20 protein-coding genes and 1 tRNA gene are annotated in these 24,014 nt (G+C 49.2%); 17 read left to right on the forward strand and 4 right to left on the reverse strand.

What is annotated here, in order from left to right:
- The first annotated feature begins 173 nt into the window (after nt 1-173).
- A complete protein-coding gene (locus H6F93_RS32190) occupies nt 174-779 on the forward strand; it encodes a Uma2 family endonuclease (RefSeq protein ID WP_190690165.1) in 606 nt (201 codons plus the stop codon).
- 30 nt (nt 780-809) lie between these two features.
- On the opposite strand, the gene H6F93_RS33600 is transcribed toward H6F93_RS32190, so the two are convergent.
- Nucleotides 810-1,808 (reverse strand): lysozyme, encoded by a 999-nt coding sequence (locus H6F93_RS33600; RefSeq protein ID WP_199314285.1) that lies wholly within the window; start codon nt 1,806-1,808, stop codon nt 810-812.
- A 209-nt stretch (nt 1,809-2,017) separates the two neighbouring features.
- Here H6F93_RS33600 and rdgB point away from each other — a divergent pair, with 209 nt between their 5' ends.
- From rdgB to H6F93_RS32215, 4 genes are all read left to right on the forward strand, one after another.
- Complete coding sequence (gene rdgB, locus H6F93_RS32200) at nt 2,018-2,617, forward strand: RdgB/HAM1 family non-canonical purine NTP pyrophosphatase (protein WP_190690168.1); 600 nt, start codon at nt 2,018-2,020, stop codon at nt 2,615-2,617.
- 110 nt (nt 2,618-2,727) lie between these two features.
- Nucleotides 2,728-2,808, forward strand: a tRNA-Leu gene (locus tag H6F93_RS32205).
- Nucleotides 2,809-2,946: 138 nt separating this feature from the next.
- Entirely contained in the window at nt 2,947-3,576 is a 630-nt protein-coding gene (locus H6F93_RS32210) for a chorismate lyase (protein WP_190646144.1), read from the forward strand.
- 470 nt (nt 3,577-4,046) lie between these two features.
- Nucleotides 4,047-7,226 carry an EAL domain-containing protein gene (locus H6F93_RS32215; RefSeq protein ID WP_190690171.1) on the forward strand — a complete coding sequence of 1,060 codons (3,180 nt, stop codon included), beginning with the start codon at nt 4,047-4,049 and terminating at the stop codon, nt 7,224-7,226.
- A 10-nt stretch (nt 7,227-7,236) separates the two neighbouring features.
- Here H6F93_RS32215 and pheS read toward each other — a convergent pair whose 3' ends face one another.
- Nucleotides 7,237-8,238 (reverse strand): phenylalanine--tRNA ligase subunit alpha, encoded by a 1,002-nt coding sequence (gene pheS / locus H6F93_RS32220; RefSeq protein ID WP_190690174.1) that lies wholly within the window; start codon nt 8,236-8,238, stop codon nt 7,237-7,239.
- 105 nt (nt 8,239-8,343) lie between these two features.
- Between pheS and surE the strand changes: the two genes are divergently transcribed.
- From surE to opcA, 9 genes are all read left to right on the forward strand, one after another.
- On the forward strand, nt 8,344-9,183 hold the full coding sequence (gene surE, locus H6F93_RS32225) for a 5'/3'-nucleotidase SurE (RefSeq protein WP_190646147.1): 840 nt from the start codon (nt 8,344-8,346) through the stop codon (nt 9,181-9,183).
- A 285-nt stretch (nt 9,184-9,468) separates the two neighbouring features.
- Nucleotides 9,469-10,464: an MBL fold metallo-hydrolase gene (locus H6F93_RS32230; protein ID WP_190690176.1), complete on the forward strand. Its 996-nt coding sequence runs from the start codon at nt 9,469-9,471 to the stop codon at nt 10,462-10,464.
- A gap of 69 nt (nt 10,465-10,533) precedes the next feature.
- Nucleotides 10,534-11,511, forward strand: a complete 978-nt coding sequence (locus tag H6F93_RS32235; protein ID WP_190646149.1) for a bifunctional riboflavin kinase/FAD synthetase — start codon at nt 10,534-10,536, stop codon at nt 11,509-11,511.
- Nucleotides 11,512-11,621: 110 nt separating this feature from the next.
- Nucleotides 11,622-12,530 (forward strand): AAA family ATPase, encoded by a 909-nt coding sequence (locus tag H6F93_RS32240; RefSeq protein ID WP_190646150.1) that lies wholly within the window; start codon nt 11,622-11,624, stop codon nt 12,528-12,530.
- 136 nt (nt 12,531-12,666) lie between these two features.
- Nucleotides 12,667-13,254: a pilus assembly FimT family protein gene (locus H6F93_RS32245; RefSeq protein WP_190690178.1), complete on the forward strand. Its 588-nt coding sequence runs from the start codon at nt 12,667-12,669 to the stop codon at nt 13,252-13,254.
- A gap of 225 nt (nt 13,255-13,479) precedes the next feature.
- Nucleotides 13,480-14,559 (forward strand): class 1 fructose-bisphosphatase, encoded by a 1,080-nt coding sequence (gene fbp / locus H6F93_RS32250; RefSeq protein WP_190646152.1) that lies wholly within the window; start codon nt 13,480-13,482, stop codon nt 14,557-14,559.
- Between the two features lie 83 nt (nt 14,560-14,642).
- The gene (tal, locus tag H6F93_RS32255) at nt 14,643-15,794 is read left to right on the forward strand and encodes a transaldolase (RefSeq protein ID WP_190646153.1); all 1,152 of its coding nucleotides are present in this window, start codon (nt 14,643-14,645) and stop codon (nt 15,792-15,794) included.
- Between the two features lie 118 nt (nt 15,795-15,912).
- Nucleotides 15,913-17,442, forward strand: a complete 1,530-nt coding sequence (zwf, locus tag H6F93_RS32260) for a glucose-6-phosphate dehydrogenase (protein ID WP_190646154.1) — start codon at nt 15,913-15,915, stop codon at nt 17,440-17,442.
- A gap of 126 nt (nt 17,443-17,568) precedes the next feature.
- Nucleotides 17,569-18,888 (forward strand): glucose-6-phosphate dehydrogenase assembly protein OpcA, encoded by a 1,320-nt coding sequence (opcA, locus tag H6F93_RS32265; RefSeq protein ID WP_190690180.1) that lies wholly within the window; start codon nt 17,569-17,571, stop codon nt 18,886-18,888.
- A gap of 99 nt (nt 18,889-18,987) precedes the next feature.
- Here opcA and H6F93_RS32270 read toward each other — a convergent pair whose 3' ends face one another.
- A complete protein-coding gene (locus H6F93_RS32270) occupies nt 18,988-19,635 on the reverse strand; it encodes a DNA-3-methyladenine glycosylase (RefSeq protein ID WP_524538054.1) in 648 nt (215 codons plus the stop codon).
- Nucleotides 19,636-19,838: 203 nt separating this feature from the next.
- Between H6F93_RS32270 and H6F93_RS34895 the strand changes: the two genes are divergently transcribed.
- Together H6F93_RS34895 and H6F93_RS32275 are read left to right on the forward strand one after the other, a co-directional pair.
- Nucleotides 19,839-19,961, forward strand: a complete 123-nt coding sequence (locus H6F93_RS34895) for a DUF8629 family protein (protein WP_277881944.1) — start codon at nt 19,839-19,841, stop codon at nt 19,959-19,961.
- Between the two features lie 61 nt (nt 19,962-20,022).
- Nucleotides 20,023-21,702 carry an MBL fold metallo-hydrolase gene (locus tag H6F93_RS32275; protein ID WP_347277392.1) on the forward strand — a complete coding sequence of 560 codons (1,680 nt, stop codon included), beginning with the start codon at nt 20,023-20,025 and terminating at the stop codon, nt 21,700-21,702.
- 147 nt (nt 21,703-21,849) lie between these two features.
- Here H6F93_RS32275 and H6F93_RS32280 read toward each other — a convergent pair whose 3' ends face one another.
- A complete protein-coding gene (locus H6F93_RS32280) occupies nt 21,850-22,161 on the reverse strand; it encodes a DUF6679 family protein (protein ID WP_190646156.1) in 312 nt (103 codons plus the stop codon).
- 809 nt (nt 22,162-22,970) lie between these two features.
- Between H6F93_RS32280 and H6F93_RS32285 the strand changes: the two genes are divergently transcribed.
- Nucleotides 22,971-23,717, forward strand: a complete 747-nt coding sequence (locus H6F93_RS32285; RefSeq protein ID WP_190690182.1) for a creatininase family protein — start codon at nt 22,971-22,973, stop codon at nt 23,715-23,717.
- Nucleotides 23,718-24,014 lie beyond the last annotated feature (297 nt).

Consider the following 24,014-nt stretch of genomic DNA (forward strand, 5'->3'; position numbering starts at 1 on the left):
CCAATTCTGTATATCGCATATCTGCTTCTGACGATAGCTTCTAGATAGAAACTATCTCGCTTCGCTGCGATCCTCAACTGTCACATCCCTTTGCTATTCATGCAGGAGGTCTAGTGGGTTACGCTGGCGCTAAAACGCACTCTACAGAATTTTACTGATTGCAGGGGTTTCACATGGCTTACACCTCCTCCAAAACGATTACGTTTGAGGACTTTCTCGCTCAATATGGCGACAACCCTCGCTACGAACTCGCTGACGGAGAATTAATCGACATGGAACCAACTGGTCCTCACGAAACCGTTGGCGGTAAACTAGCAACCCAAATTGGCATCGCTATCACAGCTGCACAATTTCCCTGGTTCATTCCTCGTACTTGCCTGATTTGCCCTTTTTCCGATATCGCCACTGCTCGTCGCCCCGACATTGTGGTGCTTGACGAAGCTGTTCTGACTAGTGAGCCTCTCTGGGAACAAGAACCTGTGATTACGCTAGGGCGCTCGATCAAGCTCGTCGTCGAAATCGTCAGCACAAACTGGGAAACGGATTATGCCCGAAAAGTTGAAGAGTACGCGCTTCTAGGAATTCCTGAATATTGGATTGTAGACTATCACGGTATAGGTGGTGTTGCGTTCATTGGCAAGCCCAAGCAACCCACCTTCACGGTTTGTCAGCTCATCGGTGAAGAGTACCAGCAGACGCAATATCGCCTCGGTCAACTTATTCACTCTCCCCTTTTACCCAATCTTCAGCTACGGCTAGACGATATTCTCCCCTGTTAGTTTGGCGGCTGACGTACTCTTTCTATGCCTTCAATTTCTCTTCAAAAATAGGGCACGCTCCGCCTCTCTGCGCCGCACCAATCCTTGCAGTATCCTACCACCGCCTTTATTCCAAAGCAGCAGTTGATCCGCTGCGCCCTGATAGTTGCGTTGGTTAAGCAGCTTGAGCAGAGTCGATCGCTGAAATGCGCCAATGCCTACGTTGAAAGCAAAGCAAACCAAAGCACTGAATTGGTTTGATGTAAGAGGCACTTTGACCATGTCACTGACTGCCTTCTCAAACCGGACTAGATCGCGCTGCAATAGGTCTTCGCCGCCTTGTTGGGTGATGCGATCGCCCATTCTCACTCCCAGCGTAGACCCATAGCCAATCGTCGGTACTCCCGCCGGACAAATATAAGCTTGGGGTCTGAACCCCTCAAAATGCTTAATCATGTCCAACCCAGCCCGGTTGATTTTGCCAGAAGTGCCAGAAGTTGGTGGGGGAGGTTGGGGTGGCTCAACCCCTTCAATCAAACAATGCCCTTTGTAGACATACCAGACGCTAGCATTGTTCAAAATTGGACCTTCAAAGCAAACCTTGATATGTCCCTGAAGGTTCTCCCCCGGCACCTCGTAGGCGTAAGAGTGTAAGAAAATTCGACAGGGTGGTTTGGCAACTTTTTCGTTGGCAGCTAGCGCTTCTGCGGGCACTGGACGCCGCTTTAACAAGGTCGGTTTAGTAATTCTAAGCACCAGGGGTTGCTTTTCAGGCACCGGAGCAGGACTATTCTCAGTTCCTTCGATCAAGGAATGCTCCTTCGGCACGTACCAAACGCTAGAACCTTTGTATGGACCTGCGAGAAAGATTTTGAAGTGATTTTGCAGGTTTTCCCCTGGTACAGACTCCGCGTAAGATTCCAGTGGAATTCGGCAGGGTCCCTTGTCAACCGTCTCACCAACCGTAAGCTGATCCAACGGAGCAATGCGGCGTTTTAACACAGTTGGACGGGTGATTCTAAGTACCAGAGGAGTTGTAACGTTTGCCATAGGTAGAGCCAAGAATATGCTGTCATTTTAATCACACTTCACCGAGATGGAAAAGCATGGTGAGAATATAGGCTTTTAGGGTGGGGTGAGATACATTTTATAAGCTGTCATTCGTCGCTGGTTGTGTGTAGGGCTGGAATATAACCGAGCACCTAGGACTGATGACCAGTGACCCACACCCAACCTTCATTCAAAAATTTTGTAGGTTTATGGCACGACTAGTTGTAGCGACGGGTAATCCTGGCAAGCTCAAGGAAATGCAGGCATACCTGACTAGGCTCGATTTGGAGCTAGTCCTAAAGCCAGCAGAATTAGACATCGAAGAAACGGGGGAGACATTTGCTGAAAATGCCTGTCTGAAAGCATCACAAGTTGCAAAGGCGGTGGGAGAATGGGCGATCGCCGACGATTCTGGTTTAGCGGTCGATGCTTTGAATGGCGCACCGGGGTTATATTCTGCTCGCTATGGCAACTCTGACTCCGATCGGATTGAGCGATTGTTATCTGAATTAGGGGATACGCAAAGTCGACAGGCTCAGTTTATTTGTGTAGTGGCGATCGCCCGTCCTGATGGCTCAATTGCCGTGCAAACCGAAGGCATTTGTCCCGGAGAAATTCTTCATGCCCCTCGTGGCACGGGCGGGTTTGGCTACGACCCAATCTTTTACGTGCCAGGGCAGCAAATGACCTTTGCCGAGATGCCGCCTCAAACCAAACACGCGATCAGCCACAGGGGGCTAGCTTTTCAGCAGCTATTGCCAAAGCTATCGCAAGGCGGAAAAGACTTTTTTGAGCAATATGAGCAATAGATGCGAGACACGATATACAAGAGGTAGCTTTATGGTTTATGCTTAGAAGCTGGAACCGGTAGCTAGCTTGTCAAAGCAATTCGGAAAGTTAGCTTGTGGTATTCAGACCTGCGGATGTGGCGGAATTGGTATACGCGCACGTTTGAGGGGCGTGTGGCTTTGCCTTGCGAGTTCGAGTCTCGCCATCCGCATTACCAAAACTTTCAATACGTCTCCGAAGATCAGGGCCAGCAAACTGGGAAGCTAGATCATCGGATTGTGATTTCGATCTGTAAGTTCTCCGCGAGAGGATTTATGATGAATAGGAAGATAAAGTTTTGTAAACAAAATTGACTCAAGCCTTTCAACCGACCAGAGGTACAGCGGTTTCTACCGCGTGGCACAAGCTCGACTCTTCATGGCAAGGAGATGAAGTGGTCGTGCAGCGAGGACTTCCCCATGAACAACTGGCACCCGCCTGGCAAATGTTGCTTTTGGGTGACGGTTCACCAACTCGGCACCTACAGTTATTGACGGGTGAGCCAACCGAGGTAGACGTGATTGACATGTCTCTGATTGGCAACGACTTAGATCAGGCCCCTGACTTAATTCAAAGAGTTCCGGGTCCACGCTTGCGCCGTCAGGTTTGGCTACGAACGGCATCTGGGCAGCGGTTAGCCTATGCCACTTCCTGGTGGGAAGCAAGCCACGTAGATGAATATTTGCAAAATCGATCGCTACCCATTTGGGCAAGCCTAACTCGCCTGCGAACAGAGCTACATCGCGATGTGCAGGGAATTCATTATGGTTACTCAACGGCTCTAGAACTCGCTTTTGAGCAGAAAGGTCCTTTTTGGGGTCGTTACTACCTGTTTTGGCATCACGGGCAGCCACTAACGCTAATTTATGAAGTTTTTTCGCCCTATCTAGCGAAATATTTGGGCAATATTCGAAGCGGCAGTGGCTCTAACTCCCTCTAAACAGTTCAAAACAGTCCTCGTTCAGAGATTTTCTGGAAGAGAGGCAGAAAATGCTGTATTCAAATGGGCCCTACAGCGTTAGGAGTTGTTTGTGTCCGTGGAGTACTTTTAAGAGTACTTTTTAGAAATATTATTTTCTGAATAGTCCGGATTCGGAGAAGGGCTCTGTGCTGTGCCAGTTTTGTCTAGACGTGTATCTGGGCAATCTATCAGAGCAACACATTGAGCTTATAGTCCTTTTCTATCTAGACCTACCTTTAGGAGGCTGGGAAGTCTTTTATAACTCTAAATTGGGTAGGTTGAGCGCTTTAAGTTACATCTGTTGCACTCTATCCTCCTTACTTATTCACTTCCTTCATTTCCTGATATTCACCTACTGAGATTCATATTGTTTCCCCATACCAAACGGTTCTCGTTAGATCGATTTGGCTATTTCGTGCTTACCTTGCCACTAATTCATTGTTGAGATAATGACCGCGAAAGAAAGGAGGCGAACGATTGATCTGGGTGCTACGACTGCCCATTTGCTGCAAACATTAACGCTTTCGATTGGGGCTTCTCCCGATTTTGAAACAGCACTCGAAGTTGTTTTGCAGCAGGTTTGTCGGCTCACAGATTGGGCCTTTGCAGAAGCCTGGATTCCTGATGTTAAAGCAGAGGTGCTGACCTGTAGCCCAATTTGGCATAGCAGCAGCACGTCTCAGGCAATCCTCCAGTTTCGGGAGTTTAGTGAAACGCTGACTTTTCCACTCACAGTTGGGTTACCAGGTCGGGTTTGGAGTAGCCAGCAGCCAGAGTGGGATTCTGATGTTTCCTGGCAGACTGAAACTGCTTTTCCACGGGTGGAGTTGGCGATCGCCGCTGGCTTAAGGTCAGGTTTAGGAATTCCAGTCGTTGCAGATGGACGAGTTCTTGCTGTGCTGGTGTTTTTTATGCAAGATTCTCGGCAGGAAGACTGGCAGTTAGTGAAGCTGGTCCGGGCGATCGCGGCTCCTCTAGGAATGTTGATGCAGCTCAAGCAAACCGAAAAGAATCTTCAAGAGAAAGAAGAATTTCTACGTCTGCTGTTAGACAATATTTTTCCAAAAATTTTCTGGAAAGACCGAAACTCTGTTTATCAGGGTTGTAACCGTAAGTGGGCTGAGTCTCGGAGCTTCAGCGACCCTAAAGATATTGTGGGTTTAACGGATTATGATTTGCCCCACCTGGCGGAAGCAGCAGTAAGCTACATTGAGCAAGACCGTCAGGTGATAGAAACAGGCATTCCAATATTGCGTCTGGTTGAATCTGAAATTGGTCTGGACGGGCAGCAAATTTGGCAGGAGATTAACAAAATTCCAATTCGCAATGCGGCAGGTGAGGTGATCGGGCTACTGGGAACGATCGAAGACATCACTGAGCGTTGCAGAGTTGAGGAGGCATTGAAACAGGCTGAGCAAAAATATCGCAGTATTTTTGAAAATGCCGTTGAAGGAATTTTTCAATCTTCGATTGATGGTAGGTACCTGACAGTTAACCCAATGCTGACTCGGATCTACGGTTATGACTCGGTGGAGCAGTTAATCGACAGCCTCACGGATATTCAGCATCAACTCTATGTCAATCCCGATCGCCGCACTGAATTTATCCGGTTGTTGCAAGAACAGGATGTCGTGCGCGGGTTTGAATCTGAAATATATCGGCGAGACGGCAACAAAATCTGGATCTTAGAAAACGCTCGGGCGATTCGAGATGCGGAGGGACAACTGCTGGGCTGTGAAGGCACCGTAGAGGATATTACTGAGCGCAAACGGGCTGAGGTTGCGCTGCATCGGCGCGATAGTTTGCTTCAAGGTGTTGCAGATGCAACGCATTATCTGCTGACCAACTCAGACTGCGAACAGGCGATCGCCCAATCTCTTACCGCTTTGGGCACTGCGGCTCAGGTTGACCGGGTTTATATTTTTGAGAATCATGCTCATCCTCAAACGGGTGAAACTGCGATAAGTACTCGATTTGAGTGGACTCGCCCAGAGATTCCTCCAATTTTGCATCAGTCGCGCTGGCAAAATTTGCCCTACATCAGTTCTGGGCTAGGTCGATGGTATCGAACCCTGGCAGCGGGTCAGTCGATCGCTGGAGTTGTCCGCTTTCTCCCCCCAGCAGAGCAAAAGCTGCTGAGCCGGGAGAAGATTCTGTCTATGCTGATAGTGCCGATCTTTGTGGAGGAAAAGTTTTGGGGCTACATCGGGCTAGATGATTGCCACTCAGAGCGGGAGTGGTCAAAGAATGAAGAGTCGATTTTGATGGCGATCGCTGCCAGCATCGGAGCCGTTTTACAGCGCCGTTGGACAGAAGATATGATTCGCTATCAAGCGTTTCATGACTTGCTGACGGGCTTGCCCAATCGCATTTTATTTGGCGATCGCCTGGAGCAAGCGATTGCTCAGGCACAACTGCATCAAAGCATGATTGCGGTGATGTTTCTCGATCTAGATCGGTTCAAAACCATCAATGACACCCTGGGACACGCGATCGGTGACCAGCTTCTCCAAAACTCTTCCCAGCGTTTGATTAGTTGTATCAGGGAAAGCGATATTGTTGCCCGGTGGGGAGGTGATGAGTTCACTCTGCTGTTGCCCCAAGTGACCTGTGCTGAAGATGCTGCTCAGATTGCTCAGCGCATTCTTGAGGTGATGCAGCCAGCTTTTAACCTGGAAGGACACGAACTTTATGTGACTAGCAGTATTGGCATTGCGATTTCTCCCCAAGATGGTACAGATGCCCAATCGCTGCTCAAAAATGCGGATGCTGCGCTTTATCGCGCCAAAGATCAGGGACGCAACAATTACCAGTTTTATACGGCGGCAATTAGCTCTGAGGTGTCTGAGCTGCTGATTCTAGACAACAGCCTGCATCGTGCGCTTGAGCGGCAAGAGTTTGTCATCTACTACCAGCCTCAGATCAATGTCTACACAGGCCAAATCACCCAAATGGAAGCGCTGCTGCGGTGGCAGCATCCGGATTTAGGCATTATTCCTCCTCAAAAATTTATTGGCTTGGCAGAAGAAAATGGCTTGATTATTCCGATTGGAGAATGGGTGCTGCAAGTTGCCTGTGCTCAGTGCAAAATTTGGCAGACAATGAATTTACCCCCAGTTCGGATGGCTGTTAACCTTTCGGTGCGCCAGTTTCAACAGCCTCAACTGACAGAGAAAATCATGCAGGTTCTCCAGACTAGCGAACTCAGTCCTGCACTGCTTGAGCTAGAAATTACTGAAACTGCAGCTATGGGAAATATCGACTTCAGTATCGGTATGCTGCATGAGCTGAGGGCAATGGGAGTTCGCATCTCAATGGATGATTTCGGCACAGGCTATTCGTCGCTTAGCTACCTGAAGAAATTTCCGCTCGATACGCTTAAGATCGCTCGCTCTTTCATTCAAGATCTGACAGACAATTCTGAGGATGTCGCCATCATCACGGCGATCATTGCGTTAGGGCAAGGACTCAAGCTGTCAGTCGTGGCAGAAGGGGTGGAGACTGAGAGCCAGATGAACTGCTTGCGATCGCTCCACTGTCAGGAGATGCAAGGCTATTGGCTCAGTCCACCCCTAGATGCTCAAGCTGCCACCCAATTCCTCCAAACGCACCTGCAAACTGCGCCCTAGAACTGTCGCCCTAGAACTGTCGCAAAAATCTCAGGTCGCTGGTGTACAGACGGCGAATGTCATCTAACTGGTGCAGCACCATTGCAAACCGCTCAACGCCAAAGCCTGCCGCAAACCCTGTATAAACTTCGGGGTCGTAGCCCACAGCCTTCAGCACGTTTGGGTCGACCATGCCGCAGCCCAACACCTCTAGCCAGCGACCCCGCCACCGCACGTCCACCTCAGCAGATGGCTCTGTGAATGGGAAAAAGCTAGGGCGAAAGCGAATCTCTACATCACCAAACATCGACTCCAGGAAGATTTTGATCGTGCCCTTCAGGTCAGTGAAAGTTAGCCCTTCGTCAACAGCCAAAATCTCGAGCTGATGAAACACGGCAGAATGAGTGGCATCAACCGTATCTCGCCGATAAACACGCCCCGGAGCCGCCACCCGAATGGGCGGATCATTGGCTTCCATATAGCGAATTTGCACCGATGAGGTATGGGTTCGTAGCAGATTGCCATCGGGTAGGTAAAAGGTATCCTGCATGTCACGGGCAGGATGGTCAGCAGGAGTGTTCAGCGCTTCAAAGTTATAGTAGTCGGTTTCCATTTCCGGGCCTTGGGCTACGGTATAGCCCAAACCCACCAGCACATCTAGCGATCGCTCAATCGTACTAGTCAAGGGATGGATATGTCCCTGCGGTATATACATCCCTGGCATCGTTACATCCAGGGTTTCAGTTTCCAGTTGGGCTTCAATTTGAGCTGCTTGCAGGGCTGTCCGTCTCTGCTCAAGGGCTGCTTGCAGCGCTTCCTTGACTTCGTTCGCCAGAGCCCCAATGCGGGGACGCTCCGCCGCATCCAGTCTGCCCATATTGCCCAATACCTGAGGAAGCTGTCCCTTTTTGCCCAGATATTTAATCCGCAGTGGCTCAAGTTGCTCCAGGGTTTCGGCAGTGGCGATCGCCTGCTGAGCTTCTTGGCGCAAAGTTGCTAGTTGAGACTCAAGCTCGCTAAGCTGTGTGGTCATGCTCGTAGTGGCCTAAGGTAATCGTCAAAATAGTCATGCGGACAAGGGCTGGGATACGATGCCAGCATACCTCAGTCTATCTCTTTAATTATCACAAGTGACTGCATGAACCTGCTGATTAGTAATGACGACGGCATCTTTGCCCAAGGCATTCGTACCCTCGCAAATACCCTAGCAGCCGCTGGGCATCAAGTTACAGTCGTTTGTCCCGATCGCGAACGCTCAGCCACTGGGCACGGCTTGACCATTCATGACCCCATTCGGGTAGAGGCAATCGATTCAATTTTTCACCCAACCGTGAGAGCCTGGGCTTGTTCGGGCACCCCCTCTGACTGCGTCAAGCTAGCCCTGGGAGGACTAATGGATAGCCCCCCTGAGATCGTTTTGTCAGGGATCAATCATGGCTCTAACTTAGGAACGGATGTGCTTTATTCCGGTACAGTCTCCGCTGCAATGGAAGGACTGATAGAGGGGATTCCCAGCATCGCTTTTAGTCTAGCTAGTTCTTCTACTCAAGACTTTCAGCCTGCTGCGAATTTTGCTCAAACCCTAGTCGATCGCATCTCCAGACAACCCTTGCCTTCCGCTATGCTGCTCAATGTCAATATTCCAGCAGTTCGTCAGCAAGACATTATCGGGGTTGCACTGACTCGTCAAGGAATCCGCCGCTATTTCGATACGTTTGAAAAGCGGATCGATCCTAGAGGCAAAACCTATTACTGGCTGGCTGGAGAGCTAATCGAAGAAATTTCTGAACCGGATCAGATAACTACAATGGCGGGTGTACCTGACCTTAATCTAGAGTGGGCAAATCAAACAATGACTGATGTACAGGCAATTCGTCAAAATTACATCACAGTCACACCACTCCAGTACAACTTAACGTGTAAGCTAGGACTAGCAAATTTGAAGGATTGGCAGCTAAATTTTTTCAAAAATCCCTGAATCGGGTGATTGATTTGGTAGATATTATGAGTTCTCAAGATTGATAGTGAGAAAACAGTCTAAACTAGAAGCAGTAGGCAGCAGTCCGACCGGGTTGAAGTACCTGTCTGCTGGTTTAGAAACCTTGGGCGTGGGTGCTTCGTAAAGTTTTCTACCAATCTGCAACAGAGGTTATGTTCCCAGGGCAGTGTCTACAAGATCTGGGTTAACTAGGATTTAAGGTTGTGGACGCTTGGAATCGAAACTCATCTTTTGAGACTCGGTGGAATCCAGAAAGAGATACTCATGTCTAACATGCAAGACCAATTTACAGTTCATTTCTGGGGTGTGAGAGGAAGCATTGCCTGCCCAGGGGCAGAGACGGTACGCTATGGCGGCAACACGTCTTGTGTAGAAATGCGGGTTGGTGGTCATCGCCTCATTTTTGACGGCGGAACGGGTCTGCGAGTGTTAGGGCAAACCCTTCTCCGAGAAATGCCGCTTGAGGCGTACATGTTCTTCACCCACTCGCATTGGGATCACATTCAGGGGTTCCCGTTCTGCGTCCCAGCTTTTATTAGGGGCAATCGTTTTCACATCTATGGAGCAGTCGCGCCCAACGGTTCCACTATTGAGCAGCGGTTAAACGACCAGATGCTTCACCCCAACTTTCCGGTGCCGCTGCAAATAATGGGGGCTGAGCTGGAATTTAACGATATTGCGGTGGGCGAGCCCGTCCAGATTGACGATATTCTCGTCGAAAACGCACTGCTCAATCACCCCGGTGAGGCAGTCGGCTATCGAGTGAACTGGCGGGGGTGTGTGGCAGCTTACGTTACCGATACTGAACATTTCCCCGATCGCCTCGATCCGAATGTCCTGTGGCTGGCGCACGAAGCCGACATTTTGATTTACGACGCAACCTACACCGACGAGGAATATTACTCTGAGAAGTCGAGTAAGGTTGGCTGGGGCCATTCAACCTGGCAAGAAGCTGTCAAAGTGGCGAAGGCTGCGAACGTTAAAAAGCTGGTAATCTTCCACCACGATCCTTTGCATAGCGATGACTTTATGGATCGGGTGAAAGAGCAAACGGCTGAGCAATTTCCAAATAGCGTTGTCGCCTGGGAAGGTCTAGAGCTGTCGCTTACGCCTCCAGCAGTTGCGACTGATGCAAATGGGGACGGGGCTAATGCAAATTCAAATGGCTCTGAGGCTCATCATACCAATGGTTCGAGCAATAGTTCGATTGAGGCAGGGGCGATCGCTAGACCCGAAAAGCAAGTTTCTGCCCAAATCTAAGCCTCATCTTGGCTTCAAAAATTGCTTCAAAAGTTGGGCAACAAGTAGATGTATGTCAGAATGTAAAGCGTGTGGATCACTTCTTCTCTGACTACAGCTAAATCTCCAACTCTCGTTGCTCTGGGAAATTTTGATGGTGTGCACCGAGGGCACCAGCAGGTTATCCAACCTATCTTGTCTGCTGCCTTAGCTGCACCCGAGACGGGGCGTCCTACGGTCGTCACCTTTCGCCCCCACCCTCAAGAGTTTTTTTCGGGACAAAGCCGTCCTCTGCTCACTCCTCTGGACGAAAAGGCATCCTATCTAAGCAAGTTAGGGGTTGAGCAGCTAGTTTTGCTGCCTTTTGATCGAGCGCTGGCTGATTTGACTCCTGAGCAATTTGTTGAAACGGTTCTAGTACAGCATTTGCAGGCTCGGCAGGTTAGTGTGGGGGAGGATTTTTGTTTTGGACGCAAGCGATCAGGAACAGCAACAGATTTGCAGGCGATCGCCACTCCCTTCAACATTCAGGTACAAGTCGTTCCCCTTCACACTGCGGAGGGGGAGCGAATTAGCAGTTCTGCAATTCGTCAGGCGCTTCAAGAAGGGAACCTCGCCAAAGCCAATCAGCTTCTAGGCAGACCGTACAGCCTGGTTGGTCAAGTCGTTGAAGGGCAGCAGCTAGGCAGAACGATTGGTTTTCCTACAGCTAACCTAAAACTTCCTGCTGAGAAGTTTTTACCGCGTCAGGGAGTCTACTGCGTTTGGGTTTACTTGTCTAAACCGACTGACCCTTCTGCATCCAATCACTTGGCACAGGCGCTACCTGGTGTGATGAATCTCGGTCATCGCCCTACCGTAGGCGGAGTTCAGCAAACCGTGGAAGTCCACCTGCTGGACTGGTCAGGCGACCTGTATGGGCAAACGTTAACCGTAAGCCTTGCAGAATTTTTGCGTCCAGAACAAAAATTTGCTTCCCTGGAAGAATTAAAGGCACAAATTCAGTCCGATTCCACAAGCGCTCGCTCTATCCTTGCTGCCGCTCCAGCTGCCTCTTCAGGAGTTTGATCAATTACAATCTCCTCGAAAGTAATACCTATTACAAAAATCCTGGACAGAGAGTAGTCGTTTAGGTTAGGCATAGATGGAATTTGGATTGTAGGGTATCTAACAGGTTTATGAGAGAGAGCATCGAGCGACTAACGCAAAATCTGGGGCGCACTATCGTTGGAAAAACGGATGCAATTCGGCTGGTGATGGTTGCTCTCTTATCGGGAGGACATGCTCTGCTCGAAGACGTGCCTGGGGTCGGTAAGACCCTATTGGCAAAGTCTCTGGCTCGCTCAATTGACGGCAAGTTTCAGCGCATTCAATGTACTCCTGACCTTTTGCCAACTGACGTGACAGGTACCAACATTTGGAACCCAAGTCGCGGTGAATTTGAATTTTTGCCAGGGCCAGTGTTTGCAAATATACTGCTGGCAGACGAAATTAATCGGGCAACGCCCCGTACTCAGTCAGCCTTATTAGAGGTAATGGAAGAACAGCAGGTAACAGTAGATGGCGTTTCTCGTGCTGTGCCTGCTCCTTTTTTTGTGATTGCAACCCAAAACCCAATTGAGTATCAGGGCACTTTCCCATTGCCCGAGGCCCAAATGGATCGCTTTGCAATCTCTCTCTCGTTGGGCTATCCCAGTGAGGTTGAAGAATTGCAGATGCTGCAACGGCTCAGCCATGATGTCACTCCTCAAGAATTGCAGCCTTGCGTTTCTCTGGAAGATATGAAAGCCCTTCGTCATCTTTGCATTCAAGTGAAAGTTGAAACCCACTTACAGCAATACATTCTTGATCTGGTGCGCTCAACTCGTCAGGATGAGGAAGTCATGCTGGGAGTGAGTCCGCGTGGCGCAGTCGCTCTACACCGAACCACTCAGGCATTGGCTTTTTTGGAGGGCCGAGATTACGCAATACCGGATGATGTTAAGTTTCTCGCGCCTCATGTTCTGTCGCATCGGTTAATCCCAACCGGGGGACGCAAGGCAAAAGCGGTAGTTGAGCGGCTGTTGCGTTCTGTATCGATTCCCTAGTGCGGCGTTAACAAAGCTGTAGCCATCCATTGTCATGGATTCGTAGGAATTACATCGTTACAAAAAAGAATGAATGGGAATGCTGAGGGTGATTCGCAAGTAAAGCTTGCAGTCTTACAGTCACCAGGGTGTTGTCATGAAAGTTGGTCGCCGCGCTGCGCTTTGTTTCCTGCAAAGAACTGAAGCTGTTGCTTCTAGAAAACAAACTCGGAAGCTGACTAGAGGGCACACCTTGCAAGAGCTTTTAGTAGTGGTTGCAATAATGGGAATCTTGGCAGCGATCGCCGCACCTTCCGGCCTCGCCCTCTATCACACTTCCCAGGTCAACGCAGCCCGCAGTCAAGTTCACCAAATCATCCGTCAAGCGCAGCGTGAAGCGATTCGACATCGTGTCAGTTGGCAGGCTAGCTTTCGAGACGTTAACGGCACAGTACAGTGGGCTGTCCATCCTGTTACAACGCTTCCAGCCTTAGCAAACTGGCAGAATTTAAACACGGGTGTACGAATTGATGTGGACGCCACAACCTTCGTGCCATCTAGCGGAATTTACAGAACTCAATTTAATCACAAAGGTCACGCAAATATTTTAGGGCGCTTAACCTTGTCTACTGTGACGAGCGGCGGCAAAATCAAACGATGTGCCGTCGTCTCTACCCTATTAGGAGCAGTAAGAGACGGACGTGGACACCCTCGCCCCGATCAAAACGGTAGATATTGCTACTAAAAATCACAGATTTCATCCGATCAGGCTTTTAAGTTCTTGCCCAATCTCGCAAAACCGTAAGTTTTCCCCCAAGTTTCTATAGTTCGTCTAAAGTTCAGCCCCGTTCTAGAGATGCCTTCCTAAGATAGAAGATAAGGGCACTCAGGCATTGCAATATTGAAGGCATTCAACTGGTTGCCTGATTGCAGCTTGAACTACAAATGCAGACGCGGAGGAAGGAATTTTATGGCTGATGCGGAACAACCGTTAGCTCAGGCCCCGACCCAAGACCGCTCTCTCGATCGCGATTGCACCACTCTATCTCGTCACGTTTTGCAGCAGCTTCAGAGTTTTTCATCCGAAGCTCAGGATTTAAGTGCGTTGATGACTCGGGTTGCGCTTGCCGCTAAGTTAATTGCCCGTCGCCTGACCAGAGCAGGGCTAGTTGAAGATGCGTTGGGTTTTACTGGACGGGTAAATGTGCAGGGAGAGTCCGTCAAAAAGATGGACGTTTATGCCAATCAGGTCTTCATTTCGGTCTTTGAGCAGAGCGGTTTGGTTTGCCGTCTAGCCTCTGAAGAGATGGAAAAGCCTTACTACATCCCTGAAAACTGTCCCGTTGGTCGCTACACTCTGCTTTATGACCCGATTGATGGTTCTTCCAACGTAGATATCAATCTGAACGTGGGAGCAATTTTTGCGATTCGCAGGCAGGAAGGCGAGGACCTTGACGAAACGGCTCAAGATTTGCTGCAAGATGGACGTGGACAAATCGCCGCAGGCTATGTGCTGTTCGGTCCCAGCACCATGTTGGTCTACTCCATTGGCAAAGGAGTTCACGCTTTTACCCTAGACCCCAGTTTGGGCGAATTTATTCTTTCCAGTGAAGACATTCGTATTCCTGAGCACGGCCCTGTTTATAGCGTGAACGAGGGCAATTTCTGGCAGTGGGATGAGTCGATTCGAGATTATATTCGCTACGTGCATCGGCATGAGGGCTATACAGCTCGCTATGGCGGGGCGCTAGTGGGAGATTTTCATCGAATTTTGTTTCAGGGTGGGGTGTTTCTCTATCCAGGGACAGTGAAAAAGCCAGAAGGAAAGCTGCGGCTGCTGTATGAGTCTGCACCGTTAGCTTTTCTAGTGGAGCAGGCAGGCGGACGCGCCAGCACTGGTACTCAGGACATTCTGGATGTGATCCCCAAGCAGCTTCACGATCGCACCCCGCTGTTTATTGGCAGCAAGGAAGACGTTGCGCTGGTTGAATCTTTCATTCAGGAACGCGCAAGAGATCAGCAAGACCAAATGGCTGCTGCTCGATTGTGATAACTGAAGGAAACCGTTGAACAGAGCCGCTGGGTAAGTGAATCACGTTTGATACAAAGAATCTAATTAGGAGCGAATTTGTAATGACAGAAACAAATCATCTACTTGAGATCAAGCAGTACGGTCAAAGTATCTGGATGGACAACTTAAGCCGTGACTTGATTCAATCGGGCGAATTGAAGCAGCTCGTTGAGACAAAAGGAATTTCTGGAATTACCTCTAACCCAGCAATTTTTGAAAAGGCGATCGCCGGAAACGCGGTCTATGACGGCGACATTGAAGCAGGCATCCGGGCGGGTAAGTCGGTGCAAGAGATCTACGAGTCACTAATTTTTGATGACATTCGTAATGCTTGCGATATCCTGCGTCCGGTCTACGAATCGTCTAATGGCTTAGATGGCTACGTCAGCATTGAAGTGCCGCCTTCAATTGCTCACGACTCTGAGATGACCACCAGTGAAGCCAAGCGCTATTACGAGGCGATCGGCAAAGAAAACGTGATGATCAAAATCCCCGGCACTGAGTCCGGTCTGCCTGCAGTAAAAGCCACTATTGCCGAGGGGATCAACGTCAACATCACGCTGCTGTTCTCAGTTCAAAGCTATATCAACACGGCATGGGCTTACATTGAAGGGCTAGAAGCACGGGCTGCTAAAGGCGAAGACATCAGCAAAATTGCCTCCGTCGCCAGTTTCTTCCTCAGCCGCATTGATATCAACATCGACGAGCGGATTGAGCAAAAGCTGAAGGAAGGCACCGATCGCCTGGAGAAAGAAGCCAAGCTAAGACAGGTTATGGGTAAAGTGGCGATCGCCAATGCCAAAATTGCTTACCAGGAATACAAAAAGATTTTTGGGGGCGATCGCTGGCAGGCACTAGCCGCCAAGGGCGCAAAAGTACAGCGGCTCCTGTGGGCCAGCACTAGCACCAAGAATCCCGACTACAGCGATGTCATGTATGTAGACGAATTGGTAGGGCCCGAAACAGTCAATACTCTACCTCCCGCTACAATTGAGGCCTGTGCAGATCATTGCGATGTCGCTAGCCGCATTGAAACTGACGTTGACAAAGCTTACAACCTGATCGAAAGCCTCAAAGACCCAGACATCGACATCAACCTCGACGAAGTGATGGACGAACTGCTAACCGAAGGAATCGACAAATTCGTCAAGCCCTTTGAGTCCCTGATGAAATCTCTTCAGGAGAAAGTCGATCACCTCGCTCCCGTCTCATAGAAAGGTTAGTTAAGGTATGAGTTTTGAATCTTGAGCTAAGTGCTCTTTATTCAAAACTCATACTTCAAGCCTCTAAACTTCTACTTCAAATCTCCAAACTCCTACTTCCCCTCCTTCTATGGTTACTCTGCTCGAAAACCCCCTTCGCGTTGGCTTACAGCAAGACCGGATTCCGGAACCCCAAATTCTCGTGATCTTTGGTGCATCTGGCGATTTGACTCAGCGTAAGCTTGTTCCTGCTATCTACCAGATGAAGCTGGAGCGTAAGCTACCCCCCGAGTTAACCATCGTAGGAGTTGCCCGACGAGAGTGGAGCCACGACTTCTTTCGAGAACATCTTCGAGAAGGGGTCGAACAATTCGGCGGTGGACTCGGCGCAGAGGCAGCCTGGGAAGACTTTGCCAAAGGGCTGTATTACTGTGCCTCTGACATTGACAATCCGGCAGGCTATCAGAAGCTCAAAGCCTTTTTAAGTGAGTTAGACGAAAAACGAGGCACCCGAGGAAATCGGGTCTTTTACCTGTCGGTCGCGCCCCGGTTCTTTGCAGAAGCGGCCCAACAGCTTGGTAATGCAGGGATGTTAAGCGAGCCCCACAAGCAGCGTTTGGTGATCGAAAAGCCATTTGGTCGAGATTTGGGTTCGGCTCAGGTCCTTAATCGAGTGGTACGTCAGGTTTGTTCAGAAGAACAGATTTACCGGATTGATCATTATTTAGGTAAGGAAACGGTTCAAAACCTGATGGTCTTTCGCTTCGCTAACGCGATTTTTGAGCCATTGTGGAACCGTCAATTTGTCGACCATGTCCAAATTACTGTTGCTGAAACCGTTGGCTTAGAAGGACGAGCAGGCTACTACGAATCAGCAGGCGCATTGCGAGACATGGTGCAAAACCACCTGATGCAGCTTTTCTGCTTGACAGCAATGGAGCCTCCTAACTCTCTCGATGCTGACAGTGTTCGCAATGAGAAAGTGAAAGTGCTGCAAGCGACCCACCTGGCAGATTTAGAAAATCTGGAACTTTCAGCTATTCGAGGGCAATATACCGCAGGCTGGATGGGAGGAAAATCTGTCCCTGGCTATCGCGATGAGGAAGGTGCTGATCCTAAATCCACAACTCCAACCTATGCTGCTCTCAAGCTCTACGTTGATAATTGGCGCTGGAAGGGAGTGCCTTTCTACCTGCGAACGGGTAAACGGATGCCTAAAAAGGTAACTGAAATCGCCATCCAGTACAAGGAGGTGCCTTACCTGATGTTTCAGTCTGCCTCAAAGCAGGTGAATCGCAACGTGCTAGCTCTGCGTATTCAACCTGATGAAGGAATTTCAATGCGGTTTGAGGTGAAGACTCCGGGCAACTCACTCAGAACTCGCTCTGTCGATATGGACTTCCGCTACGACACGGCATTTGGTCAGGCAAATGCAGACGCTTACGGGCGGTTGCTGATTGACTGTATGTTAGGGGATCAAACCCTATTTACTCGGGGTGACGAAGTAGAAGCATCCTGGCGTATTCTCACGCCGCTGCTAGAAGTCTGGGATGCTCCTGCTCCTGCAGAAGTGATTCCCCTTTATGAGGCTGGCACCTGGGAACCCGTTGAAGCTGAAATGCTGCTGAACCGGGACGGGCGAAACTGGCGTAGGCTTTAGGTGAGAGGCTGGGGGAAAGTTAGAGGATTTTGATCTCACTGGCTCTATCTCTGATTTTGCTTTTGTCAACAGTTCCAGTTCAGTATTTCAATTTATTACAACTCATCACTAACCTAAACGAGACAAATGACAACCCCAATCGTCGCCCTACAAAAACCGAAGGATATCTCCCTCGACGAGATTGAGGCAGAGCTTGGCAAAATTTGGCGTAGCCAGAGCGGTGGTGGTGCCACTCGTGCCGCTACGTTTAGCATGGTCGTCTATGAACCAGAAGAATTTCAGCAGCTCTTGGCAGCTCTTGGCTTTTATGATGGGCCCATTGATGGCATTCATGGACCACTCACCAAAACTGCAATTACAGAAGCTCAGAAAATCTATGGGCTACGGGTGACTGGACGGGTTGACTCTGAAACCTTGGCACGGCTACGCGAAGAATTTGCCAAGCAGCCTGCCGAGCGGATAGAGATTCCAAATATTAACGCTAGAGGATTTAGCATTAGTGATGCGATCGCTGCTCAAAACCCTTGTCGCATCATTACTCTCTCCCCGGTACTAGGAGAAGATGAGGGTGTGACTGCTCAAGTGTCTGCCTACTGTCCAATTCAAAAAAGTAGCGCTAGCAATCTGATTTGCTGTGAGTACATTACCCTGCGCGGCACCAAAGTAGCACTGGAACGGGTCACTGATCTCGTTGCTTCTCTGATGATCCCCGAACTGCCCAAGTTTGTCTGGTGGAAAGCAACGCCCAATCCTGAGCAGGAACTTTTCAAACGGCTGTCAACGTCCTGCCAGTGCCTCATTCTTGATTCCTGTTATTTCAGCGATCCAGAATCCGAATTTCTCAAGATGCAGGAGCTGATTGAAGCAAGAACCTATATTGCTGACTTGAACTGGCATCGGCTTGCTTCCTGGCAAGAACTCACGGCTGCTGCATTTGACCCCCCAGAGCGACGAGCTGCCCTGGGAGAAGTCGATCGAGTCACCATTGACTACGAAAAAGGAAACGCGGCTCAGGCGTTGATGTTCTTAGGTTGGCTTGCCAGTCGGTTGGAATGGGAACCCGTTGCCTTCACTGAAGAGGGAGGCGACTACGACTTGAAACATGTCAAGTTCAACGGTCCTAACGGTCGGCAGATAGAAGCAGAATTGGCGGCTATTCCTACGGCTGATTGGGGAGAGATTCCCGGTGATATGGTTGGTCTGCGTTTGACTTCGACTAACCTAAATGCTGATTGCTGCACCATTCTCTGCTCTGAAACAACGGGCTGTATGCGAATGGAGGCTGGAGGAAGCGCTCAAGCCTGCCGCACTGAGCAGGTAACTCCGATGTCTGACCAACGGGCAGAGTCTTTGCTCAGCCAGCAGCTACAGCGCTGGGGACGAGACATGCTGTATGAGGAAAGCTTGGCAGTCGTAGCAAAAATTCTAAGCCTATTGCCCGCTTGACAACGGATTTCTGGGGTGAATGGCAGTGCGGCGGAGCCGCGCTGCCATTCATGCTTTAAAGAGTGATTCACGTAGGAGATTAGCACTGTAGTAGCTTTGCTAAAGCTTGGAAACCGCTGGACAGTCTTTGATGTACCATCGCCAGGGAATATCTGTACCTTGGGTTAGCCCAATGCGAGTTGTTTGGACAAAGGCGATCGCCCCCTGCTCCAACTTGTGCTCAAAGGTCGGGCTGCGATGCTCTAGCCAAAGCGGTTGTCCAGGTGAAAGCGCCTGAGCGCTTAGGCTTAAGTCAATGTTGAAGGCACGGCACAGTTTACCAGGACCGGCTGCAATCCGGTTGAGTTTGCGTTCTTTTTGTTCGCTCCAGGGCGGCACCGTTTCCAATTCCAGCGCCCGAATCAATACCGCACTGGGTACCCCATCCAAATCGGTCACTACATTCAGGCAGTGATACATTCCATAGATTAGGTAAACGTAAGTCATGCCAGCAGCCCCAAACATGACCTGATTGCGCTTGGTCGGTCGTCGGTAAGCATGGCAAGCCGGATCGCCAGGAGCGTATGCCTCTGTTTCAACAATCAATCCCCGATAAATCTGACCAGATTCAACCTGACGAACTAGAGTACAGCCCAGCAAATCTGGAGCAACTTCCGTCGAGGGACGGGACAACCACTCAGGAGTAATGGGTTGACGAGCATTTTGAGCCAAATTTTCAGAGGACGGCTGTGGCAGAATTGAATTCACAAATTTTGCGATCGCGCTTTAACTTGATAGGATTGGAACAGGTCTAATCAGACCGTTTAAACATCTAACTCAAATTCTTTAATTGCTCAAATTCTCATAAATTTGGCTATTGCTCGATTTTGCTGCTCCGTTAGCTCACGCTGACTGAGTGTCACTCAGCTTTTTGTGTAACCCCTTGTATAAGCGAGACGCAAAAGAAAAACATGGATGTCAAACTAATTTTATTGGCGCTGACCCCTATCTTCATTTTGTCCTGTCTGTTTTTTGGCACACGCAACGGTTTTTACGATACCGACAACTATCACGGCAATGGCTCCGCTCACTAGTCTTTAGACGGCGAGGACAGCTTCACGTTTGGTGCCCTGACAATGGCAGGGAGGCTTTACCGTGACAGAACTAGAATGCTTGCCCTATGCAGTTGGTCATGCAGATGAAGGGGTTTGCTTGTTGGTGCAAATGGGACCCTATCGAGTCCTGCTAGATTGTGGGTTAGAAGATCTGTCTTTGTTTAAAGATAGCTCTAAGCAGGCACCTCCAGCAGATTTGGTTCTTTGCACCCATGCTCATCCCGATCATGCTAGAGGGCTTTTAGCGCTGCATCGGGCTTTCCCAAAACTACCGATTTATGCGAGTGAGGTCACGGCCCAACTGCTTTCGCTCAACTGGTTGGGTGAAGACGTGCCGATGTTTTGCCATGCCTTACCCTGGCGATCGCCCGTCGAGTTTCTAGATGGGCTAAGTGCGGAACTTTACCCCGCCGGTCACCTACCCGGGGCTGCTGCGCTGCTGCTCACCTACACCACCTCTGAACGCCCCTACACCCTGTTTTACACGGGAGATTTCTTGCTCTCTAGCTCCCGCCTGGTTGAGGGACTGCCCCTAGAAGAATTGCGCGGGCTTAAACCCGACGCTCTAATTGTTGAAGGCACCTATGGCACAGCCCGCCACCCTCATCGCCGTCAGCAAGAAAACCAGCTTGCTGAGAGGATTAATCGGGCGATCGCCGAGCAGCAATCTGTTTTGCTGCCCACTCCAACTTTGGGGTTAGGGCAAGAATTGCTGATGCTGTTGCGAAGCCACCACCACTTTACCGGTCGCAATCTTGATATCTGGGTCGATAACACTGTCGCAGCAGGCTGTGATGCTTACCTCGATCTCCTGTCCTATTTCCCTAGCGCCGTTCAAAACTTTGCTCGCCATCAACCGCTCTTTTGGGACGAGCGCATTCGTCCTCGAGTTCGACGGCTGAGCCATGAACCAAACAATGGCAAAACGGCACCTCAACTCAATCATCCCTGTATCATCCTCACTCACAAGTCAGCGAATTTCAGCCAATATTGCCACCCCAACACCGGACCCTGGCTGCTGCTGCTGCCCCAATACCCAGGTCGTGTGGATTCAGTGGAATCTTCCATCGTGCAGAAGCTGCAAACCTCCAAATCTCTGCAATCTCAAATTCAGGCAGGACAACTGCTCGTAGATACCTACCTACTGGGCGATCACTGTGACGGTCCCGGCACAACTCAGCTAATTCACAACCTGCGCCCTCAACATATTGTTTTTGTTCATGGTTCTTCAACCTATCTGTCAGATCTGACTAGTTTGGAGGAGCTACAAAATCGCTATCATCTGCACTCTCCTGCTGCTGGAGTGCGAGTCGAGTTGCCAGTGGGTGAAACCTTCCTGCAACCTGCTGCACCAGAAACCCACTACGAAGGAGAGTTAACTGAACTTGAAACGGCAATCATGGTAACGCTGCCCGATGCTTTAACTTCTGATCCACGCTGGCAAAATTTTGCTGATACAGGTTTAGTAGAAGCCCGCTGGCAAGGCGAAGAACTGGTTTTACGTGGGCTATCTCAGCGAGAGCTACTTAGCCGAGATAGCGAAACAAAAGTCTCTGTCAGCATCGAGTGCTGTCAAAATTGCCTCCACTATCGGGGACAGCGTTGCTGGAATCAAGCTTCTCCCTTGTTTGGCTTTAAAGTCACACCAGAAGGCTACTGTCCTGCCTTCGAATTTAGCCCCTCAGCAATAGAAGGAATGCTCGACGACGCAGAAAACTAAGCTTGAAGCCTGAGAAGCTTTGCTCACGCCAAAGCAAAAGGAATGGGGTAAGGCTTAGCCTTACCCCATTCCTTATTTGTACGAGAACAGCAAACTTGACTTAGAAGAACACAGGGCTTTATACCCCGAAAGATGACTCAATCTTGGTTATTCTGGGTTGGATTCTGGATGACGATTGCGGATCTGTTCGGCTTCAGGACAATCATCAGAAACCATTGGTTCAACATCACCTCTGGGAACAGTGGCTAGTTTTTGGGTGACTGCTCCAATGCTTTCTAGTCGAACCATTTCTTCCCAAGAGCAGCTTTCATCCTCTTCTTCCGTCTCGTAGCGCAGCGTGACCAGATCTCCTTCAATATCAAGGATACGGGCACGTTCAATCCAGCGTTGCTGATCCCGCAAGAAAATCCAGACCTCGCGACCATCACAACAGAGTTGGTAGATCTTGCGGTGTAGCATATATCGCTCCTCCTGAGCAGGTAACTTTCAAATACTTGACCAAGCCGCGACTCTTAAACTACTGAATGTAGCTTTCAAGTCTTGCAGCAAATCTGGTCTAGTTGGCCATGTCAAATGGGGCTTAATGAAATTTTGACCAGAAATAGAAATTTCTAAACAGGTAGGCTGCTAACAACCTGTTTTCAACGAAATAGTGTTATGAGGTAGCACTCAATAACGAGGTGTCGCTCACTGATAGCGTGCTGGTTGGGTCGGGAAGCCGAGCTTGGATCAAGCGGTAGGAAACGCTCTCAGGGCTTCTTCCAGAATCACAAACAGCCGTTAAAGTGATCATCATAGAGCTAGTAAGATTTTAGGGAACTCAACTCAAGGCGATCGCAACCGAATTTAAGGCAATTAAAGCTTGAGTTGGATGACTTGTGAAGGGGGCAAGTTTGCATTCTAGGGATAATATGAGGACAAATTGCCAGATGTGCTAGCTTTCAGGGTTAGGCGCTTAAAACACGGTTAAGCCGATTTGCTAGAGCTCACGCCTAATGGCTAAGTTTAAAACATCTAACTTTACCCATCATTCTAGCGACTGTTGAGCAAAGTTTGGGGATCAATCGACCAGAATCTGGGCTAGAAGCTACAACGCTAGCATAGAACTAGCTGAGTCAAGATTTAGTGAAATTTTTGAGACATTATTTGAAATTTTTGCGTTGCAGGTTTAGACCGTTCATATTCCTATATAAAGCTGCAAACTTTGAAGCTCTGAGAAATTAGGATTAGCTCATTTGTTTGATTGAAGACAACGGACCGAAAAAAACATGTTATTGCATCTCAGCACCTGGATTGAAGTAGAAGCCTACTTGACCCAATCTCAAGGCATCATTCTGCCGATTGGCTCAACGGAACAGCATGGACTAAGTGGACTGATTGGCACGGACGCAATTTGTGCTGAGGCGATCGCTCGTGGCGTAGGAGACTCTACTGGAGCGATAGTTGGACCAACCATCAACGTGGGCATGGCACTTCATCACATTTCCTTTCCCGGTAGCATCAGTCTACGGCCTAGCACCCTGATTTTAGTGATTCGGGACTACTTGGTTAGCTTGACCAAAGCAGGCTTTACCAAGTTCTTCTTCATCAATGGACACGGTGGCAATATTGCTACGCTTAAGGCAGCTTTTTCTGAAAGCTATGCCGTCTTGACAGACTTGAATTTGCCAAATGCCGATCAGGTGCAGTGCCGCCTTACTAACTGGTTTACTTGTAGCTCAGTGCAGCACTTGGCCAGAGAGCTATATGGTTCACAGGAGGGCTCTCACGCTACTCCTAGCGAAGTTGCATTGACCCAATACGTTTACCCTGAAGCAATCAAGCAAGTTGAACTGTCACCCGAAGTTGCCTCTGGACATCCCATTTATGGAGCTGCTAATTTTCGACAGCATTACCCCGATGGGCGTATGGGTTCTAACCCTAATCTGGCAACCCCAGAACACGGCAAACAATTTTACGAATTGGCAGTCAAGGAGCTAAGCAATAGTTATTTGCAGTTTCTTAATGCAGTGTGAAATTCAGCACAGAACTAGAAACAAACAATTTACCTACTTTTTGAAGAGAAATCCTGTAGAAAATTGCGCTCCAAAAAATGCATCTATAACTATTTTGTTGCAGTCACTTTAAGCTTGCTTCAAGCAATTATGATAGCAAGAGTGTTGTTTCAAAAAGTTAATAAAAAATCGATTAGATAGGGAGTATCAGTGTATCTACCAATTCTCTCTGGCTAGCTTGCTTCCTCGCAAACTGTACGGTTCAGGCATTGAAGAATCTTTTTTAGACAACGTTCGCTGCTACAAAAGTTAGGGAAT

This window comes from Leptolyngbya sp. FACHB-671, assembly GCF_014695745.1.
GTDB lineage: Bacteria > Cyanobacteriota > Cyanobacteriia > Elainellales > Elainellaceae > JAAUTN01.

Coding starts and splice junctions, on each gene's coding strand:
- H6F93_RS32280 (WP_190646156.1), bottom strand. CDS start 22,161: ATGCTACACCGCAAGATCTACCAACTCTGTTGTGATGGTCGCGAGGTC.
- H6F93_RS32240 (WP_190646150.1), top strand. CDS start 11,622: ATGAGAGAGAGCATCGAGCGACTAACGCAAAATCTGGGGCGCACTATC.
- opcA (WP_190690180.1), top strand. CDS start 17,569: ATGACAACCCCAATCGTCGCCCTACAAAAACCGAAGGATATCTCCCTC.
- H6F93_RS32215 (WP_190690171.1), top strand. CDS start 4,047: ATGACCGCGAAAGAAAGGAGGCGAACGATTGATCTGGGTGCTACGACT.
- pheS (WP_190690174.1), bottom strand. CDS start 8,238: ATGACCACACAGCTTAGCGAGCTTGAGTCTCAACTAGCAACTTTGCGC.
- tal (WP_190646153.1), top strand. CDS start 14,643: ATGACAGAAACAAATCATCTACTTGAGATCAAGCAGTACGGTCAAAGT.
- fbp (WP_190646152.1), top strand. CDS start 13,480: ATGGCTGATGCGGAACAACCGTTAGCTCAGGCCCCGACCCAAGACCGC.
- H6F93_RS32285 (WP_190690182.1), top strand. CDS start 22,971: ATGTTATTGCATCTCAGCACCTGGATTGAAGTAGAAGCCTACTTGACC.
- zwf (WP_190646154.1), top strand. CDS start 15,913: ATGGTTACTCTGCTCGAAAACCCCCTTCGCGTTGGCTTACAGCAAGAC.
- surE (WP_190646147.1), top strand. CDS start 8,344: ATGAACCTGCTGATTAGTAATGACGACGGCATCTTTGCCCAAGGCATT.
- rdgB (WP_190690168.1), top strand. CDS start 2,018: ATGGCACGACTAGTTGTAGCGACGGGTAATCCTGGCAAGCTCAAGGAA.
- H6F93_RS32190 (WP_190690165.1), top strand. CDS start 174: ATGGCTTACACCTCCTCCAAAACGATTACGTTTGAGGACTTTCTCGCT.
- H6F93_RS33600 (WP_199314285.1), bottom strand. CDS start 1,808: ATGGCAAACGTTACAACTCCTCTGGTACTTAGAATCACCCGTCCAACT.
- H6F93_RS34895 (WP_277881944.1), top strand. CDS start 19,839: ATGGATGTCAAACTAATTTTATTGGCGCTGACCCCTATCTTCATTTTG.
- H6F93_RS32230 (WP_190690176.1), top strand. CDS start 9,469: ATGTCTAACATGCAAGACCAATTTACAGTTCATTTCTGGGGTGTGAGA.
- H6F93_RS32245 (WP_190690178.1), top strand. CDS start 12,667: ATGAAAGTTGGTCGCCGCGCTGCGCTTTGTTTCCTGCAAAGAACTGAA.